We start from the raw sequence: 17,810 nt of genomic DNA, 5'->3' as shown, positions 1-17,810 counted from the left end.
TTTCATGCTCTTGCCCTGGGCGAATACCTTTGCTAGATTGTAATTCAGTTAACCCTTTTAGAGCTCTAGTTAATAAAGCACCATTAAGTGTTTCTTTTCTATGATGCACTTGTTTCAAAGCATGTAAAAGTGCTTCTTTGCTTATACCTCCATTAACACCATGAAAACCTAACTCCAAAATATGCATCACAATATAATAATGCAAAAAATATGGCATAGGTTTGTCAGCAGAAATCGCAACACCATTCCCGCATGCCATAGACTCTAAATTTCTTAAATGTCGACCCGAATACTCTTCAGTTTTCGCTTGAATTGCTTGATCGTAAAATTCGGTATTATCAATAAATCTATTTTCTAATTGCTTTTTTGTAACGCCACTTTTTATACAAGTGTTTTTTAATAGCTCTTGGAATACGCCAACACTTCCAAATGCATTTTCTATACAGCTAATTAAAATCACTGTCGAAAATGTAATATTGAGAATCTCTGAACCTTTAGTTGCTATTGCTCTAAAATCGTCTTCTAGCCATGGTTCAACAGGGATTTCGAAAATCCTATCTTGCAGTTCGTTATTAAATTGCGCTAGCCTATTGGCTTCTTTCCAAACACCTAGGATTATGAACCGTACCTTTAAATCTTGAAATGTTCTTAAATCGTAGGCAAATGTTCTTTGCAGCTCTTCGGGAAGGTAATGGAAGTTTTCTAAAATTATAACTTTTTTATGACCAACTCTATGAATTAAATCAGCAACATCATCGGGTAGTTCTAAATTAAACTCTATTTCATCAAATTGCTCTTCAAGTTTTTTATTTTTATCTTTCTCTAATCCTACTTCTACTTTACCTTTTAAAACCATGGCTACAGCACCTTGGATAGAAGCTTTAGATTTTATTTTTGTGGTATCACCTGTTCCTTCAGTGAAAGAAGTCTTTAGAATTACACCTGATTTTCTCAGTATAGATTGGTAAATATCTTTGAGGGTTGTTCTCGGGGATAAACTAATAAGTATATTTTCTTCATACTTGATATATTTTTTGACTAAAGCTGTCTTCCCCTGTTTGGAAGCACCATAAATAATAATTTGCTTGTCGGTACGAAGGGCATCTTTAAACTTGTCATCGACTTGCTCCCTTTCTACATGGCTTTCAACTTGCTTTCCACTTACACCAAATACTTCTTCGACATTCACTGATATAACTTCCTTTTATGATGCTACGAACAACTCTAGTTGCGCTATAACAGCGTTTTAGCGTGAATGCCGATAAACACTCGACACTCATCTCATTCAGAGAAAACCAAAACTGTTTATTAATTTTATATATATTAGTAACTTAACACTTTCCCTCACACACAACAATCATCTTTTCACACCTTCTGAACCCGAGAATTTACTTAACCGAGCATCAGTTGGGTCGTTATGTAATTTTACTAAAGTAAAAACCACATATAATTCAGTTAATTATGTCCACATGCTAATTTAAACGCGCATTTTTAAAATTACATAACGAGAAGCAAAGTTCGCAATTTTCACAAATTAAATTATAACTGTATATAAATACAGCTATCGGGCTTGTTATGTCTTCCTCTCCTTTTCTTGAATCTGTTCGAACCGAACTGCGCACAAGGCGCTATAGTATTAAAACTGAGAAAGTGTACTTATACTGGATCAAGTCATTCATCATTTTTAATGATAAAAAACACCCTAAGGATATGAGCAACCCTGATATTGAGCGCTTTCTAAACCATTTAGCGGTTAATAGACTCGTCAGTGGCGCAACTCAAAACCAAGCTCTGTGTGCCATTATTTTTCTGTATCGATATAATTAACCTCAGCTCTGGATAAGCGAATTTGCCCAATAAAGCTATTTTTCTCACTCTCGGCGTTGCTTTCATTTGTAATAGCCGGCTATTACTGCATAAAAGCGCCTTGATATTGAGTAAAATATCATCATTGGATTGTACGTAAGTTTGTTTTCAAAACATTTTCTGCTCCAAAACTCTTATCCAAACCTGAGGTTAATTAAAAAAGATATTAAAAATCTTCGCTACTCGTTTACTAAACGAGAGCAATCAATGCCTACCGTGTTATCCCATGAAGAAGCCATGCAGGTAATTGCGCAGCTACATGGAAAATATTGGTTAATCGGCTCGCTACTTTACGGGTGTGGGCTACGAATCAATGAAGCACTCCAACTTCGCATAAAAGACATTAATTTACATGACAATTCCCTCTTTGTATTTCGAGGAAAAGGCAAAAAAGACCGATATACTTTGCTGCCACAGCGCCTTAACCATGCAATAACCCAACAAATAGCGCAGGTGAAACTACTTCATACTAAAGACGTGTCTGAAGGATATGGCTTAACTTCACTTCCGCCTGCCTTATTACGAAAATACGGCAATGCAGCGAAAGATACTGCGTGGCAATATCTATTTCCTTCATCTACGCGTTGTGTGCACCCGTATGACAACTGTATTTGCCGACACCACATTCATGAAACATCCTTTAGAAAACAGTTAAGGCAGGCTGTGTTAGCCACGCCAATTACCAAACACGTTAAAGCGCATACATTCCGCCACTCTTTTGCCACACAACTATTACAAAATGGTACTGATATTAGAACTGTGCAAGAGCTGTTAGGCCATACCGATTTAAAAACAACCGAACTCTACACGCATGTGATAGGGAGTCGATTTGGCCATACTTTAAGCCCAATAGATAGATGAAACATTCAGTTATAATAGGCCAGTAAGCTAATGCCTTACTGACGTATTATAAAGGGCTGTTTATAACTGATGAATTATTACAGGCTGACTCACTTGGGCCTAAGTGCTGCTATCACTTTTGCATCTACCCAATGCTGTTTACCAACATAATAGCGACTACCATCTTTTCTATAATGCCAATTACCTCGAATAAAAAACAAATATTTACCATCATGTGACACGATTGGAGAACTTTCTTGAAGATTAGTGTTTATGAGAGGCCCCATATTTTGAGCCGCTCGCCAAGTGCCATCTGTATCTTTAAAGCTAATATAAAGATCTGACTGACCGTTGCCATCTTCGCGCACCACATCCCAGATCAGATAAGATTCATCGGGTGCAATATAAGGGTGGGCGATATAGTCCCCTTGGTTTATCTCAGGCCCTAACTTCACGGGGTTTTCGTATTTGCCATCAATTAAACGCGAATAACCCAAACTGCCGTGTCCATTATCTTCTTTTTTAAAAAAAGGAAAGTAATAGGTGCCATTTAATGACACTGATAAGCCATGCGCGTTTTCTTTTAAAAAATCTCCCGGGGTTTTTAACTCTGACCATCTGTCACCTACCCTCTCTCTATATTTCTTAGCGACATACATTGTATTGCCATCATGAGAGAATTGCGGCCATCTTATTGGTGTTTCTGATACAGGCCCCCAGCGTTTACCATCATAGCGAATAACAAAAAATGTCCTTTGTTTATATTTACCATTTGCTCTTGTGAAGTAGAATGTTTTTAAGTCAGGGGTAAATGTACCGCTTTCAAATAACCCCTCTGGTGAGACGACCTTGGGCTCAAACACTTTGGGAGTTAAGCCTGGTGGCTTTTCACCAAAATAGCGTGCCTCACTTCCTATAGGTTGAGCTTGGCTATCACTATTCCCGCTCAACGCGATGGCTGAAAAAAATAACACAGTTGACATACCAATACGTTTCATAATTTACCTTGTTGTGAAACCAATAATAGCGATTACTTGCTTATTGTTTTTAATTCGGCAGCTATTATTGATGTATGATTGAACGAGAGAGAACGGTAACCTTTTCGACAAAAAAACACCTGACACGCGAGTGACTTTATACTGATTTTTAGCTGGTTAGTACTGTATATCCTGCATGTAAAACGCACTGTTTTAAGATAACCAATATATTTTTATAATCATATAAATCATGTGATTAAAAAAATTACGTTCATCAATTTACAGGTACATCGTTTTGAAGTGGGGTTTTTAATACTTGAGTTAGAAGCAATCGACTACTCTGCCATTCACCACTGATGTAAAACGCATCGCCTGAACCATAAACAGGGCCAAACGGACGAATTAAAAAGAGATCTAAAATACAGTAAAATAGATGAGCACCAAATCATAAAAAGGTGTGGCTATGTATTGCCTTAGGCGCTGGAGTCGGCTCCAATGTCGGTGTCACGATTGGGGTTATTTTTGATATTTTAGCATTGAGTATTACAATGGGAGGCGCATTTGGCGCAAGCATAGGGGCTACTATAAGCGCCCCTTTATCAACAAAAACACCGCATCAATAGCGCGATGTTTAATAAAAAATATGCCTCGCCCTGCTGTCTTTTTGCTGACTGAGTGTTAACTCACATCACATTTTAACGACTATCAACGGTAAAGTCAGTGTTCATAACGCTCGGCCCATGTCAGGGTGCCCAATAACTTGGGTTCATCCTGTTCATAAGAATAAGTATGAATATCATCTATTTGACGTGCATGAAAGCGCTGCTCAACATCTGCTATATTTACGCTTGCCCACTGTTCGAGTGAGTCTGACTTTTTAAATAAATGCGATTTTTCTACTACATCCGTCATCAACTTAGACCACAATTCGGCCTGAATTTGCGCGGGCTTATCATTAACTTGCTCAATCATGTCATTCATCCAGTTTAATCCAAATCCCTCATACGCATTTAATAATTTTTTATGGAAGCTTTTACGCTTTCCATCGTCAGGCATAGCATCATCCAATGACACGAATTGCCCCTCTGAGCTTTTGTGATAGTTTAAATGTGCGCCGTAATTCACTTACTGGCCTACATAATTAAAAATATTATTTGGCCCGTTGTCGTCCGCTTCATTTAACATATCAAAAAAGCCCTTTTATCGTTGTGCAACACCAATTTTGCCATAGCAATAATGCCACACTCTCAGCAGCACGAGAGGTAGTCACGTTATTTTACACGTATTCGGCTGCTCCTTTATCCAGCAGCGAGCGTTCTGCATCAGTCAGTTTAATGTGACCCGAACTCACCGCTGAAGGGCGATGCATATCTGCCAATTGGGCTTTGTATAAAGTAATTTGCTGTATTTTCACCGCTGTTTATTTGCGATCGTTTAGTTCAAAAAACACTCAGCAACAATAGGTGTCGACTAACTCCTTGCAAGCTTTATCGTTATTTGGTTATAAAATTGCCACAACGTCAAAGTGCTGAGTACGATCGCCCACAGTAAGCACCACTTCATCATCAACTTCTTTATTAAACAACGCTTGTCCTACAGGGGAGCCATGTGTGATCACCAAAATAGCATGTTGCTGAACAGTCACTTTTAACCCGCCTTCGCTGGGGCCTAAGTAAAACCAGTGCGTCTTATCATCTATATCAATGAGTTGCACAAGACTCCCTTCTTTTGCCTGTTTTTTAGCGTCTTGGCTAAAGCTATGGGTAAACAGCGCAATCGATTTATGGATCTCATTCACCCGTTCACTTTGCCCATGCGCTAAATACCCTGACTCAATACTTAAAGAGTCATACTGTGTTTCTGCTGCGCTTTGTTCATGTGTTGCATCTTGATGTGCACTGTCTGCAGCTTGTTTTGCTTCTGCCAGCTTTGTGTCTAGTGCAAATTTTATATGCTCTATTACATGGCCTTTATTCATCTTTATTGTCACCGTTTACTACTGAATTACATACAAAGGAAAATCGTACAAGCTTTCCTGATTGGTATTATCGACTACGTTGAGTGTTAATCTCCATTGCATCACTTGCGTTGTACAAAGACCAACCATAGTTGTTGCATAAAACTGACCATTTTTTTCTTGCTCAAAAAACACCGGAATATACCCCATATTCATCTCTTCTCCGGCTAAAAAAGCAGACTTAATCACCATATTACTTGGAAGAGTGACTGTTACACCGATTTCTTCCTCTCCCTTTATTAACTTAGAAGAGTACCAAAGCATTAATTTTTCGGCGTTGGTGCAGGGCGATAGCACGACACAATTTTCAATTTCACTTAAACTTTCACTTTTTTCTGAACTTTCATGTATAATAGCTGTGGGGTCAGAGCAAGCGCTCAAAAAACTCAACACGGCAAGTACGCAAAACCATGATTTGGGCATTATTTATCCTAGTTTAGGCGATAAAAACTGATGCATAGTAATGCAGATTTTTATAATACGCTACACTGATGAATAACTGAGCAATGAATGGGGTGAAATTTGATTGAGGTCATAATTCTAAGCGTTTGAGGTATCTTTTTTTTTGCAAAAAAATTATTATTTCCTTGCAAAAATAAAGGTTTCTCAGGTTGGTTTCAAATGAAATTGTCAAGCAATTTCATTTTTAAGCAAGCTTGTTGAAATATAAAGCAGGGCCTGTTTATGCAGGTAATTCATTTCTAATCGCATTAATTGCAGCGGAAACCAGAAAATGAGCCAGACAGTAGCATCACAAACTGAGTACAATTATAAAGTTGTACGCCAATTCGCTATCATGACAGTGATTTGGGGCATCGTTGGCATGGGTGTTGGTGTTCTTATTGCTGCCCAACTAGCTTGGCCAGCATTGAACTTTGATACACCATGGTTAACTTACTCTCGACTACGTCCGTTACACACGAACGCAGTTATATTCGCATTTGGTACTAGTGCACTTTTTGCAACATCTTACTATGTTGTTCAACGTACATGTCAAACGCGACTTTTTTCCGACAAACTTGCTTCGTTCACCTTTTGGGGTTGGCAGGCAATCATTGTTTCGGCAGCTATTACGCTTCCTCTTGGTATTACTTCGTCAAAAGAGTACGCAGAGCTAGAATGGCCAATCGATATCGCACTTGCGGTTGTTTGGATCACCTATGCGGTTGTGTTCTTTGGTACATTGATCAAGCGTAAAGTTTCTCATATCTACGTAGCAAACTGGTTCTATGCTGGTTTCATTATTACGGTTGCAGTGTTGCACATCGTTAACAGCATGGCAGTGCCTGTGTCGTTAACTAAGTCATATTCAATTTATGCTGGCGCAGTCGATGCGATGGTTCAATGGTGGTATGGTCACAACGCAGTAGGTTTCTTATTAACAGCTGGTTTCTTAGGTATGATGTACTACTTCGTACCTAAACAAGCTGGTCGCCCTGTATATTCTTACCGTTTGTCCGTAGTTCACTTCTGGGCATTGGTTTCTCTTTATATTTGGGCTGGTCCTCACCACCTTCATTACACAGCACTTCCAGACTGGACGCAGTCTTTAGGCATGGTAATGTCGATTATCTTATTCGTTCCTTCATGGGGTGGTATGATCAACGGTATCATGACGCTATCTGGCGCATGGCACAAACTTCGTACTGATCCCGTGTTACGTTTCTTAGTTGTGTCTCTTTCGTTTTATGGTATGTCAACGTTCGAAGGCCCAATGATGGCGATTAAGTCAGTTAATGCATTGTCTCACTACACTGACTGGACTGTTGGGCACGTGCACTCTGGTGCGCTAGGTTGGGTTGCGATGATCTCTATCGGTGCAATTTATCACCTCATTCCTGCCTTATTCGGTCACGGCAACATGTACAGCGTTAAACTCGTTAACACACATTTCTGGCTACACACTGTGGGCGTTGTTTTATACATCGTTGCAATGTGGATTTCAGGTGTAATGCAAGGCCTAATGTGGCGTGCTGTAAACTCTGACGGTACATTGATGTATAGCTTTGTTCAATCACTTGAAGCATCTAAACCATTCTACGTAATGCGATTCCTAGGCGGTGTATTCATCGTTGTGGGTATGCTTGTTATGGCATATAACGTATTCCGCACTGTGAATGCTAAAAGTGGCACACTTGCTACCGATGCACACGCAAAAATGGCTTAAGGGGTGTAGAGTATGAGCGATAAAAAATTAGCCAATAAACATGAAATTGTAGAAAAGAACGTTGGCCTGATGGCCATACTGACTGTTTTTGCAATCAGCTTTGGGGCCCTGGTCGAAATTACACCACTTATGTTCCAAGAAGACACAACTAAACCTGTTGATGGCCTCCGCCCATTAACGGCATTAGAAATGGAAGGTCGTGATATTTACGTGCGTGAAGGCTGTTATAACTGTCACTCACAGATGATCCGTCCATTTAGAGATGAAGTTGAACGTTATGGCCACTACTCTGTAGCTGGTGAGTCTGTATGGGATCACCCATTTCAATGGGGTTCTAAGCGTACTGGACCTGACTTAGCGCGTGTTGGCGAACGTTATTCTGATGATTGGCACTACGCCCATTTGATGGACCCTCGTTCAGTAGTTCCAGAATCTAATATGCCTGGTTACCCGTGGTTAGATAGCAACAAGGTGGATACCTCTCTTACTTTGAAGAAGTTGCAAATCTTCCGTGACAATTTTGGCATTGATAAAGCATCACCAAAGTATGATGGAAAAGGTTACGGCGATGATAATGAGCTACTTGCTCAAATTGCTGAAGTCGATTCTATGAATAACGCCACTGGTGCAACCGAAATGCAAGCCCTAATTGCATACCTTCAGCAACTTGGCACACATTTGAAGTAATTATTATGGATTACGGCACATACAGAGGCATTTTGACTCTGATAATTTTGGTACTATTTATTGTGATTGTTGGCTGGGCATACAGCAAACGCTCAAAGAATCGTTTCGACAGCGCCGCAAATGCGATTTTCGAAGACGAGAAAAAGCACGACAGCACAATCTCTAACGAGGAAAAGGAGTCTGAAAAATGACTAGCTTTTGGAGTATTTGGGTTATCGTATTAACCCTTGCATGTCTTGCTCTGATCTTAGGCTTACTACTTTGGAACCTGAAAAACTATGCAGGTGTTGAAGAAGGTGAAAGCTGTGGTCACGAGTTCGATGGTATCGAAGAATTAAACAACCCACTACCAAAATGGTGGACATATATGTTCTTCGCAACCTTTGTTTGGTCTGTGTATTATTTAGCAGCCTACCCTGGCCTTGGTAATTTTACAGGTTTCCTTAATTGGACCAGCTCAAACCAAGGTGTTAAATCAATGGAAGAATCTAAAGCCGCTATTGAAGCTGCAAAAGAGAGCGGAAATTGGGTACAGCTAGACAAAGAAGTTGAGTATGCACAAGCGCGCTTCGGTCCTATCTTTGAAGCATTTGCTAAACAAGACGTGATCACACTAGCCAAAGACGAAAAGGCACTTGAAATCGGTCAACGTTTATTTGCGCAAAACTGTGCACAGTGTCACGGCTCTGATGCACGTGGTGGTATGGGCTTCCCTAACCTAACAGACAACGACTGGTTGTATGGCGGCAAACCTGATCAAATCAAAGAAACACTCCTTAAAGGCCGTGTAGCTGCGATGCCTGGTTGGAAAGACGCACTTGGTGAGCAAGGCATTGACGAAATGACGGCTTATGTACTTAGCCTTTCAGGTCGTAAAGTTAACCAAAAAGATGCTGATGCAGGTAAAGCTAAGTTCGCAATGTGTGCGGCTTGTCACGGTATGGACGGTAAAGGTTCTGTTGCGCATAATCTCCCATTCGGTGCACCTAATCTAACAGATAACATTTGGTTATACGGTGGTTCTAAACGCGCAGTTGAAGAAACACTAAACCACGGCCGTGCCGGTGTAATGCCTGCGTGGAAAGAGATCTTAGGTGAAGATAAAGTTCACTTATTGACCGCTTATGTTTATAGCTTATCGCAAAATAATCAATAAATTATAACCAGTTAATCGAGATCAAAAAAGCCTCCATTTGGAGGCTTTTTTTTAGGTTTTTCACCGTAAATAGGATAAAATACCCGCACACTTTTTAAGTCTTTGAGTCGTTATGAATCCTACCCCGTGGTATAAAAACTTTTGGCCCTGGTTTTTAATGTTCTTTCCTGTAGTCACCATTGTTGCCTGCATTGGATTAGTCGTATTTGCGATTGGCAATGGCCCCGATATGGTCGTTGATGACTACTACAAAAAAGGTAAGGCAATTAACCTTGAGCTCACAAAGTTCAATAAAGCCAAAGCGCTTTATTTACACGGAGAGTTACAAGTAACAGCAGACACCGTCAAGTTTCACTTTACTAAAGGTGATGCCAGCAAAGTTAACGCATTAAAGGCATCGTTTTATCATCGTACTATTCAAAAATACGACTTCAATACAAACTTACTTGCCAACGCTAATGGCGAATTTACCGCTGTATTAGATCCAATAGAACAAGGCGCTTACACTGTATTCCTTGAACCTATGGATGGCAGTTGGAAATTAAAAGAAAACTTACAATTACCTAGCGACACAATCATAAAAATATCACCAGAATATAAGTAGTCACCATGTCAAAAGCGTGTTTCCATTGCTTAGAGCCTGTCCCAAAAGGATTCAATGAAACGGTGCTATTTGATGGCCAGCAACACCTTGTGTGTTGCATTGGCTGCCAAGCCGTTGCTGAAACCATTGTTGCACAAGGTATGAGCGACTATTACAAATTTAGAACGGAAAGTGCAGGAAAAGTAGACGAGTTAATTCCTGAACAATTGTCGATTATTAAAAGCTACGACAACCAAGATATTCAATCAGATTTCGTCTCCGACAGTGGTAACTTGTCAGAAGTATTATTGAGTGTAGAGGGCATTAGCTGTGCAGCATGTGCTTGGCTTATTGAAAAACAACTGCTGGCACTCAATGGGGTCACTCGTGTGGATGTAAATACATCAACACACCGTGCGATGGTCATCTGGAACAAAGAACACACGCTTTTAAGTGATATCATTCAAGCGTTAATGCAAATTGGCTACAAAGCTTACCCATTTCAGGCAGACGACGAAGCAAACCAAAAGCAGGCAACCGCAAAAGCCTATATTCGCCGTTTGGGTGTAGCAGGTTTAATGACAATGCAAGTGATGATGTTTGCATTTGCGATGTACTTTGGCATGTTTTCAGGCATGGAAGAAGACTTCGAACAGTACTTTCGCTGGATCAGCCTGATCTTGGCTTCCCCGGTTATTCTTTACTCAGCACTGCCCTTTTTAACCAATGCGATTAAAGGCCTCAAAGCCAAACAACTCAACATGGATTTGCCTGTCTCTTTAGCTATTTTTGGTGCCTATGCAGCGAGTTGTTACGCCACAGTGATGGAAGTGGGTGAAGTTTATTTCGAATCGATTTGTATGTTTACCTTTTTACTTTTACTGGGTAAATACCTCGAATTTAGAGCACGTTTAAAAGCCAGTGAGTTTACAGCAAACTTACAAAAACTCTTGCCGCTTACCGCACGAAAAATCGATGATAATGGCGGTGAAACGGTCATTGCAGCCAAAAATCTAAAACTCCATGACCGTGTACTTATCAAAGCCGGTGAAACCATTGCTGCCGACGGTATAGTCATTGAAGGTACCACAACCGTCGATGAGTCTATGATGACGGGTGAGCACTTACCAGTGAAAAAGCACCTTGGCCAGCAGGTGTTTGCCGGTACCGTCAATCACGATGGTGTTGTGAGTATTCAAATTAATAAAGTGGGGCAAAATACTCTACTCAACCAAATTATAAAACTCCAACATTCAGCCCTGTCGAAACGACCCAAATTGGTCGAGGTTACAGACAAAGTCGCACAATGGTTTGTTGCTTGCTTATTGGTTTTTGCTTCAATGACTGCCATTGGTTGGTACCCAGTTTCTCCCGAGCAAGCTTTTTGGATCACTATTTCAGTCTTAGTGGCAACTTGCCCTTGTGCACTGAGTTTAGCCATCCCCACCGCACTCACCTGCGCCGTGGCGACCCTGACTAAAAAAGGGGTCTTGATCAAAGAGGGCCATGTACTAGAAACCTTGACCAAACTCACACGTGTCGCATTTGATAAAACAGGTACTTTAACAGAAGGCCATTTCTCTATAGACAAAGTGGTGTTACATAGTGACGCTTATCAAGAACAAGAGGTACTTGCCTTAGCCGCCAGTTTAGAAAAATACTCTGAGCACCCCATTGCAGCCGCATTTAGCGAACACTTAAACACACACCATGAGCTAAAAAACATAGAAGTGCATACCGGTAAAGGAATAAGTGCTTCATTAGGCGAGCAAACCATTGCAATTGGCAAAAGTGGCTGGCATCAAGGAAAGCGCTCTAATGCACAAGCAACTTTATACATAGATGAACACGCAATCGCGGACTTTTATTTCAATGACAAAGTCAGAAAAAATGCCAGCGACGTCATTGCCCAGTTACAAAATAACGGTTTGAGCTGCCACTTATTAACGGGCGACAGCTCCGATGCAGGCGCAAAACTGACATCAGCGCTTAAGCTTGACTCACAACAAAGCAGTTGCTCTCCAAGAGACAAACAACATGCTGTTGAAGCATGGTCTAAACAAGGCGAAATCGTCGCTATGGTGGGCGATGGTGTAAATGATAGCCCTGTTTTTAATAGTGCGCACCTGTCTATCGCGATGGAAACCGGTGCCGATATCTCAAAAAATACCGCTGATGTGGTATTGTTAAAGAGTGACCTTAATGCCATTTTGCAATTGCAACAAATTGCGTTGCAGACACGTCGTATCGTAAAACAAAATTTAACCATTTCGTTATTATACAATGGGTCTATTTTGCCACTGGCAGCGCTTGGTATGGTTCCTCCTTGGGTCGCGGTTATAGGTATGTCGGCCAGCTCAATCATTGTGATTGGTAATTCATTGAGGTTGTTAAAGTTATGAGCATCATTTATATTTTAATTCCCATCGCTATTTTGTTCGTCATTATTGCTATCGGTATCTTTTTTTGGGCCGTTAGAAGTGAGCAATTTTCAGATCTGAACAAACAAGGCCATAGTATTTTGTTTGAAGACGACAAAGAACAACACAAAAACGCCAATGACCGAGATTAGTTTATTCGGGGCATTTATTATGGGCTTAGTAGGCAGTGGCCACTGCATTGTTATGTGCGGGGGGATTGCCTCTAGCTTGCAAATGGCCAATACAACTCTCAAACCCATCACTGTCGGATTACTTTACAATTTAGGGCGTGCATCAAGTTATATGATTGCTGGTGCATTAGTGGCGTCATTAGGCAATGCGTTTGCTAAACAAAATACGGGATTTGCACTGAGTTTAAAAATATTCAGTGGTGTATTTATGATACTGGTTGGCTTATACGTAATGCGCTTAGCCAGCTCACTCAAATGGCTTGAAAAAGCGGGTAAAACCGTGCTTTGGCAACATTTAGTGAAACTAAATAAGCACTTATTACCCATTAACACTTACCCAAAAACTTGGCTGTATGGCATGCTCTGGGGTTGGTTACCTTGTGGGTTGGTCTATTCAGCACTGACATGGACTTTGCAGGCCCCTACTCCTTGGTATGGCAGTGCCATTATGCTCAGTTTTGCACTAGGTACACTACCATCCATGTTACTTGTAGGACAATCAGCACAACAACTCAGCCGCTTTTTGAACCTGACGCTTATTAGGTGGGCATTAGGTAGTATTTTTATCTGGTATGGCATCTATCTACTAATCATTGCATCCGATAGATTAGTACATTAACCTAGGTTCAGCGTCATATTTTAATGGATTTATTATGGATTTAAACAATCAAAAACGTTCAAAGAGTCAATGCACAATTAGCTGTAATGACTGTAGTATAAGCCAATTATGTTTACCATTTACTTTAAATGGCAGCGAAATGGATAAGCTAGATGAAATCATCGAGCGTAAAAGACCATTACATAAGGGTGATTACTTGTTTGAATCAGGCGCGCCACTTAATTCAATTTATGCTGTTCGCTCAGGATCTTTTAAGTCGTATACACTGTCAGAGCAAGGTGACGAGCAAATTACAGGCTTTCATTTAGCCGGTGATTTAGTTGGATTCGATGCCATTAATCAGATGAAGCATCAAAGCTTTGCACAAGCACTTGAAACCTCAATGGTCTGTGAAATTCCATTCGATACCCTTGACGAGCTGGCGGGGAAACTACCTAAACTACGTCAACAGATCATGCGATTAATGAGTAACGAAATTAACTATGATCAAGAAATGCTGTTGTTATTAAACAAAAAAACAGCAGAAGAACGCCTTGCTACCTTCATATATAATTTATCAAATCGCTTTGGTGAACGCGGCTTTTCTCGTAAAGAGTTCCGTTTTACCATGACGCGTGGCGAAATCGGCAATTACTTAGGCCTCACCGTTGAAACCATCAGTCGACTGTTAAGTCGATTCCAAAAAGCTGGCTTTATCAAGGTTGAAGGTAAATTCATTACTCTCTTAAATATTCCTGAGTTAGCAAAAACAGCAGCTATTTCTATTTGATCTAGGGCAATGAATTCCTAATAACAGCTTTCGCCTTGCGCTAAATCAGTTACACTTAATATAACTGATTTAGCTAATTTAGCATGTTAAGGAGTTCGTAATGGATAAAATTAAACGCATTCTTGCCGTTATTGATCCAACAAAAGCACAGCAAAATAGTTTGCAACGCGCCCTTTCATTAGCCAAAAAAACCGGTGCGCACATTACCGCATTCTTATCAATTTACGACTTTTCTTACGAAATGACCACCATGTTGTCTCGAGATGAACGTGAAGCTATGCGAGAAGCGGTTATCAAAGATCGCGAAGCTTGGATCAACGACTTACTCTCTAGCATTAACGACATAGACGTACACAGCTTGGTTTTATGGCATAACCGCCCTTATGAAGCCGTTATTAATACCGTTATTAATGAAGGCTATGACTTAGTCATTAAAAGTACGCACCAACACGACACGTTAAAATCAGTGATTTTTACGCCCACCGACTGGCACCTTATTCGCAAGTGCCCCTCGCCTGTTTTGCTAGTAAAAGATCATGAATGGCCTGAACAAGGGCATATTCTGGCAGCAGTCAACTCAGTCAGTGACAACGAGCAACACCAAGCATTAAATCGCCGAATTATTAGCGACGCTCAATTTATTTGTCAGCTCGCCAATGCCCAGCTTAGCCTTGTCAATACTTACCCTTCAACCCCAGTCAATATTGCCATTGAGATCCCGGAGTTCAACCCATCACAGTACAATAAAGCGGTTAAAAAGCACCACGAAGATGAAACCTTTGCTTTAGCAGATTCATTCAATATTGCGCGAACTGAATGTGAAATAAAAGAAGGCTTACCAGAGGATATGATCCCTTTAGTGGCCAATAAAAAAGGGTCTGAGCTGGTTGTTATCGGCACTGTTGGTCGCACCGGGCTGAGCGCAGCCCTTGTTGGAAATACCGCAGAGCATGTGATTGATAGCCTTGATTGTGACGTGTTGGCATTAAAACCAGATGGGTATAAAAGCCCGCTTGCAGGGAAATAACTTTAACTGCCTAAGCGGTGCTATGTGCTGATTTCACCGCTTACTATACAAAATTGTATCAGAAGCAACGCATTATTTAAGGTATTATGATCACAACTCATCAAGCTGGGCAACGAAATTAATGCAAAAATTGCCAATTGTTTAAAAGCAGGTAATGCATTCACCGAACAACAACGAATTGCTTTTAACGAAAAAATAGAATTAAGGTATGTGAGTACTGCAGATAAAGCGAATTTATTTGATGCGTTACAAAAGATCAGGCTCAAGTAAAGCATCATATAACTTTAAAGATAACAACCCCAGTATATATGTGGGTGTTATCTATGTACTAGTATTTAGATATTCGTCACATCGATGAATAAAGACTCATCAATATTTGACGATGACACGGTGGCCTCAGCAAATTCATACTCTGCTTTTTGCGCCTCTCGGTCGATTGGTAAATTAATAAAATCAAACAAGCCTCTATCAGCTAGCTGACTCGGGCTAACATTCTGTATTGATTTAAAAATACTCTCAACACGACCTGGTGTTTTAGCATCCCAATCAACAAGCATCGCTTTAATATTCTGTCGTTGTAAGTTTTCTTGTGAACCACATAGATTACAAGGAATAATTGGAAATTGCTTATATTCGGCGTATGTAATCAAATCTTCTTCACGACAATAGGTCAATGGTCTGATCACCACATTTCGCCCATCATCTGAACGCAGTTTTGGTGGCATCGCTTTTAGTCGAGCACCGTGAAACATATTTAAAAACATGGTTTCAACAATATCATCTAGGTGGTGGCCAAGCGCTATTTTAGTTGCACCAATTTTTTCCGCAAATGAGTACAAGGTACCCCGTCTTAAACGAGAGCAAAGTCCACATGTCGTTTTGCCTTCAGGCACCTTTTGCTTTACAACCGAATAGGTGTCTTTATCAACAATGTAATAAGGGATGTCAAGGCTTTCAAAGTATTCAGGTAAAATGTGCTCGGGAAAGCCAGGCTGCTTTTGATCGAGGTTAACCGCTACAACATCAAATTTGATCGGCGCAACTTTTTGCAAACTCAAAAGTATATCCAGCATCGCAAATGAGTCTTTACCGCCACTAATACACGCCATCACCACGTCGTTTTCTTCAATCATGTTGTAATCCACCACGGCATTACCAACATTCTTTCTTAGACGTTTATGTAGCTTTGTGATTTCAGGTGTTTCTTTTTGAGTCATTGCAGGTTTCCCACATCGCCAGTTCACCGACGCCGCGTTATCAAATAAAATTACAGGGCGCGAATTATACGGGTTTTTAGCTAAGGTTGGAATACTGCGGTTTAGATTCTAACATTTGGACCTTTTTGTATTGTAAAGGCTCAAAAAAGCCAGGAATTATTTGCTAAATTTGGTAAAAGCGACTTACCTTAGAAGGATAATATTACCAAAGGAACTATAATGATGTTACGAATAATATTAATAGTCAGTATTTTTATTACACTTTCTGGTTGCTCTGATGCCGCCCCTGTTCCAGTCAGTGAGTGTGCAAAAGTAGTCGCTCATGCAAAAAAAGTACTCGGTGATAAGGCCCCTAATACCATAGACATGACAAAACAATGTAAAGAAGCAAGTGATGAAGCCCGCGGATGTGTATTAACCGCCGACAAAGCCATGAAAATACTCAACTGCGATATGTAAACACTACGGTGATATATTCAAGACCGCTGCATATCAGAGAGGCGCTCACCTCTCTGATATTTGACACTAAGTACGATACAATACTTTTATGACATGCCAACCAAACCGAGTTTTCACGAGATGAGGCTCTAATATTTCTTTGCTGAAAACAACTTTATCAAACTGCGGAACCATTTGACCTCGTTTGAATTCACCTAAATCCCCCCCTTTTTTACCCGAAGGACATGTCGAGTGCTTTTTAGCAAGCACTTGAAATTTTGCCCCTTTTTTAAGTTGCTTAATAATATCTTCGGCAAGCTCCTTGTGCTTTACCAAAATATGTAATGCATGCGCAGTATTGGCCATAATTGCCCCTATCGATGTAAATCGTGCGAATTGTAGCACATCTCCACACCTGATGAAGTAAATCAAAAATTTCATTATTATCAAAAAGCAAAGGCCAACCATATATAATAATTACTTTTATTTTTAAAACCAAAAAGTAAAAACCGGTTACAGCCAAAGAGAATGACAAAAAACAGTATCAAAAAGTACAACGTAACTAATTTTTAATAATAAAAAAGCCAGAAAAAAAATTGCAACAAAAAAGATAAATGTAATTTAAGTAAAATACTATCAAAGGAAGACATGACGCTTCCTCAAGCGGCTACTCCCAATGTTGCTGGTGGCACACTAAGTCAAGATAATGTTGTGGGTGGAAATTGTGGCTAGCTAGGCTTCTTTCAAGCTTAATTATACTTAGGGTGGAGTTCCGATTTGCTCACATAATAGCCAAAAAGCAATTCCGTCCTCAAATCACCGTTTCAAGCTACCTC

The 17,810-nt window shown here is 40.3% G+C and carries 21 protein-coding genes; 13 read left to right on the top strand and 8 right to left on the bottom strand.

All coding sequences use genetic code 11. The features are described from left to right. A partial coding sequence (locus tag CWC18_RS19565) for an AAA family ATPase (protein ID WP_138675931.1) occupies window positions 1–1,189 on the bottom strand: 1,189 nt, incomplete at its 3' end. A gap of 386 nt (window positions 1,190–1,575) precedes the next feature. Here CWC18_RS19565 and CWC18_RS19560 point away from each other — a divergent pair. Next, window positions 1,576–1,827, top strand: coding sequence for a site-specific integrase (locus tag CWC18_RS19560; RefSeq protein ID WP_119860744.1), 252 nt, complete (start codon window positions 1,576–1,578; stop codon window positions 1,825–1,827). Between the two features lie 129 nt (window positions 1,828–1,956). After that, window positions 1,957–2,727, top strand: coding sequence for an integron integrase (locus CWC18_RS19555; protein WP_349666248.1), 771 nt, complete (start codon window positions 1,957–1,959; stop codon window positions 2,725–2,727). Window positions 2,728–2,816: 89 nt separating this feature from the next. Here the strand turns inward: CWC18_RS19555 and CWC18_RS19550 are convergent, their stop codons facing one another. From CWC18_RS19550 to CWC18_RS19535, 5 genes are all read right to left on the bottom strand, one after another. Further along, window positions 2,817–3,704, bottom strand: a complete 888-nt coding sequence (locus CWC18_RS19550; RefSeq protein ID WP_138675929.1) for a PD40 domain-containing protein — start codon at window positions 3,702–3,704, stop codon at window positions 2,817–2,819. A 696-nt stretch (window positions 3,705–4,400) separates the two neighbouring features. Then, window positions 4,401–4,808 (bottom strand): hypothetical protein, encoded by a 408-nt coding sequence (locus CWC18_RS19545; RefSeq protein ID WP_138675928.1) that lies wholly within the window; start codon window positions 4,806–4,808, stop codon window positions 4,401–4,403. A gap of 151 nt (window positions 4,809–4,959) precedes the next feature. After that, a complete protein-coding gene (locus CWC18_RS21140) occupies window positions 4,960–5,097 on the bottom strand; it encodes a hypothetical protein (protein ID WP_171041170.1) in 138 nt (45 codons plus the stop codon). An 87-nt stretch (window positions 5,098–5,184) separates the two neighbouring features. Continuing rightward, window positions 5,185–5,661, bottom strand: coding sequence for a GreA/GreB family elongation factor (locus tag CWC18_RS19540; RefSeq protein WP_138590076.1), 477 nt, complete (start codon window positions 5,659–5,661; stop codon window positions 5,185–5,187). Window positions 5,662–5,679: 18 nt separating this feature from the next. Continuing rightward, window positions 5,680–6,123: a hypothetical protein gene (locus CWC18_RS19535; RefSeq protein ID WP_138589996.1), complete on the bottom strand. Its 444-nt coding sequence runs from the start codon at window positions 6,121–6,123 to the stop codon at window positions 5,680–5,682. A 310-nt stretch (window positions 6,124–6,433) separates the two neighbouring features. Between CWC18_RS19535 and ccoN the strand changes: the two genes are divergently transcribed. The 10 genes from ccoN (at window position 6,434) to uspE (ending at window position 15,319) form a co-directional block, all read left to right on the top strand. After that, a complete protein-coding gene (ccoN, locus tag CWC18_RS19530; RefSeq protein ID WP_138589997.1) occupies window positions 6,434–7,867 on the top strand; it encodes a cytochrome-c oxidase, cbb3-type subunit I in 1,434 nt (477 codons plus the stop codon). Between the two features lie 12 nt (window positions 7,868–7,879). Continuing rightward, window positions 7,880–8,554: a cytochrome-c oxidase, cbb3-type subunit II gene (gene ccoO, locus CWC18_RS19525; RefSeq protein ID WP_138675927.1), complete on the top strand. Its 675-nt coding sequence runs from the start codon at window positions 7,880–7,882 to the stop codon at window positions 8,552–8,554. 5 nt (window positions 8,555–8,559) lie between these two features. Then, window positions 8,560–8,745 (top strand): CcoQ/FixQ family Cbb3-type cytochrome c oxidase assembly chaperone, encoded by a 186-nt coding sequence (locus CWC18_RS19520; RefSeq protein ID WP_010362722.1) that lies wholly within the window; start codon window positions 8,560–8,562, stop codon window positions 8,743–8,745. After that, entirely contained in the window at window positions 8,742–9,710 is a 969-nt protein-coding gene (ccoP, locus tag CWC18_RS19515) for a cytochrome-c oxidase, cbb3-type subunit III (RefSeq protein WP_138675926.1), read from the top strand. Before CWC18_RS19520 ends, ccoP begins: the two co-directional genes overlap by 4 nt. Before the next feature lie 112 nt (window positions 9,711–9,822). Further along, on the top strand, window positions 9,823–10,314 hold the full coding sequence (locus CWC18_RS19510; protein ID WP_138589999.1) for a FixH family protein: 492 nt from the start codon (window positions 9,823–9,825) through the stop codon (window positions 10,312–10,314). Window positions 10,315–10,319: 5 nt separating this feature from the next. Continuing rightward, the gene (locus CWC18_RS19505; protein ID WP_138675925.1) at window positions 10,320–12,695 is read left to right on the top strand and encodes a heavy metal translocating P-type ATPase; all 2,376 of its coding nucleotides are present in this window, start codon (window positions 10,320–10,322) and stop codon (window positions 12,693–12,695) included. After that, a complete protein-coding gene (ccoS, locus tag CWC18_RS19500) occupies window positions 12,692–12,865 on the top strand; it encodes a cbb3-type cytochrome oxidase assembly protein CcoS (protein ID WP_119860734.1) in 174 nt (57 codons plus the stop codon). The genes CWC18_RS19505 and ccoS overlap by 4 nt, the downstream gene beginning before the upstream one ends. Continuing rightward, entirely contained in the window at window positions 12,852–13,523 is a 672-nt protein-coding gene (locus CWC18_RS19495) for a sulfite exporter TauE/SafE family protein (RefSeq protein WP_138590001.1), read from the top strand. The genes ccoS and CWC18_RS19495 overlap by 14 nt, the downstream gene beginning before the upstream one ends. Window positions 13,524–13,557: 34 nt before the next feature. Further along, on the top strand, window positions 13,558–14,292 hold the full coding sequence (locus tag CWC18_RS19490; protein ID WP_138590003.1) for an FNR family transcription factor: 735 nt from the start codon (window positions 13,558–13,560) through the stop codon (window positions 14,290–14,292). Between the two features lie 100 nt (window positions 14,293–14,392). Further along, window positions 14,393–15,319: a universal stress protein UspE gene (gene uspE, locus CWC18_RS19485; protein ID WP_138675924.1), complete on the top strand. Its 927-nt coding sequence runs from the start codon at window positions 14,393–14,395 to the stop codon at window positions 15,317–15,319. A gap of 335 nt (window positions 15,320–15,654) precedes the next feature. Here the strand turns inward: uspE and ttcA are convergent, their stop codons facing one another. Further along, window positions 15,655–16,536 (bottom strand): tRNA 2-thiocytidine(32) synthetase TtcA, encoded by an 882-nt coding sequence (gene ttcA, locus CWC18_RS19480; RefSeq protein WP_138590007.1) that lies wholly within the window; start codon window positions 16,534–16,536, stop codon window positions 15,655–15,657. Window positions 16,537–16,755: 219 nt separating this feature from the next. Here ttcA and CWC18_RS19475 point away from each other — a divergent pair, with 219 nt between their 5' ends. Next, on the top strand, window positions 16,756–16,995 hold the full coding sequence (locus CWC18_RS19475; protein WP_249348269.1) for a hypothetical protein: 240 nt from the start codon (window positions 16,756–16,758) through the stop codon (window positions 16,993–16,995). A 66-nt stretch (window positions 16,996–17,061) separates the two neighbouring features. On the opposite strand, the gene ppiC is transcribed toward CWC18_RS19475, so the two are convergent. After that, the gene (ppiC, locus tag CWC18_RS19470; RefSeq protein WP_138590081.1) at window positions 17,062–17,340 is read right to left on the bottom strand and encodes a peptidylprolyl isomerase PpiC; all 279 of its coding nucleotides are present in this window, start codon (window positions 17,338–17,340) and stop codon (window positions 17,062–17,064) included. Between the last annotated feature and the right edge of the window lie 470 nt (window positions 17,341–17,810).

Origin of the sequence: Pseudoalteromonas aurantia, from assembly GCF_005886875.1 — a bacterium.
GTDB lineage: Bacteria > Pseudomonadota > Gammaproteobacteria > Enterobacterales > Alteromonadaceae > Pseudoalteromonas > Pseudoalteromonas aurantia_A.
The sequence above is the reverse complement of the archived record's forward strand: the minus strand, read 5'-3'. Positions and strand labels throughout refer to the sequence as shown.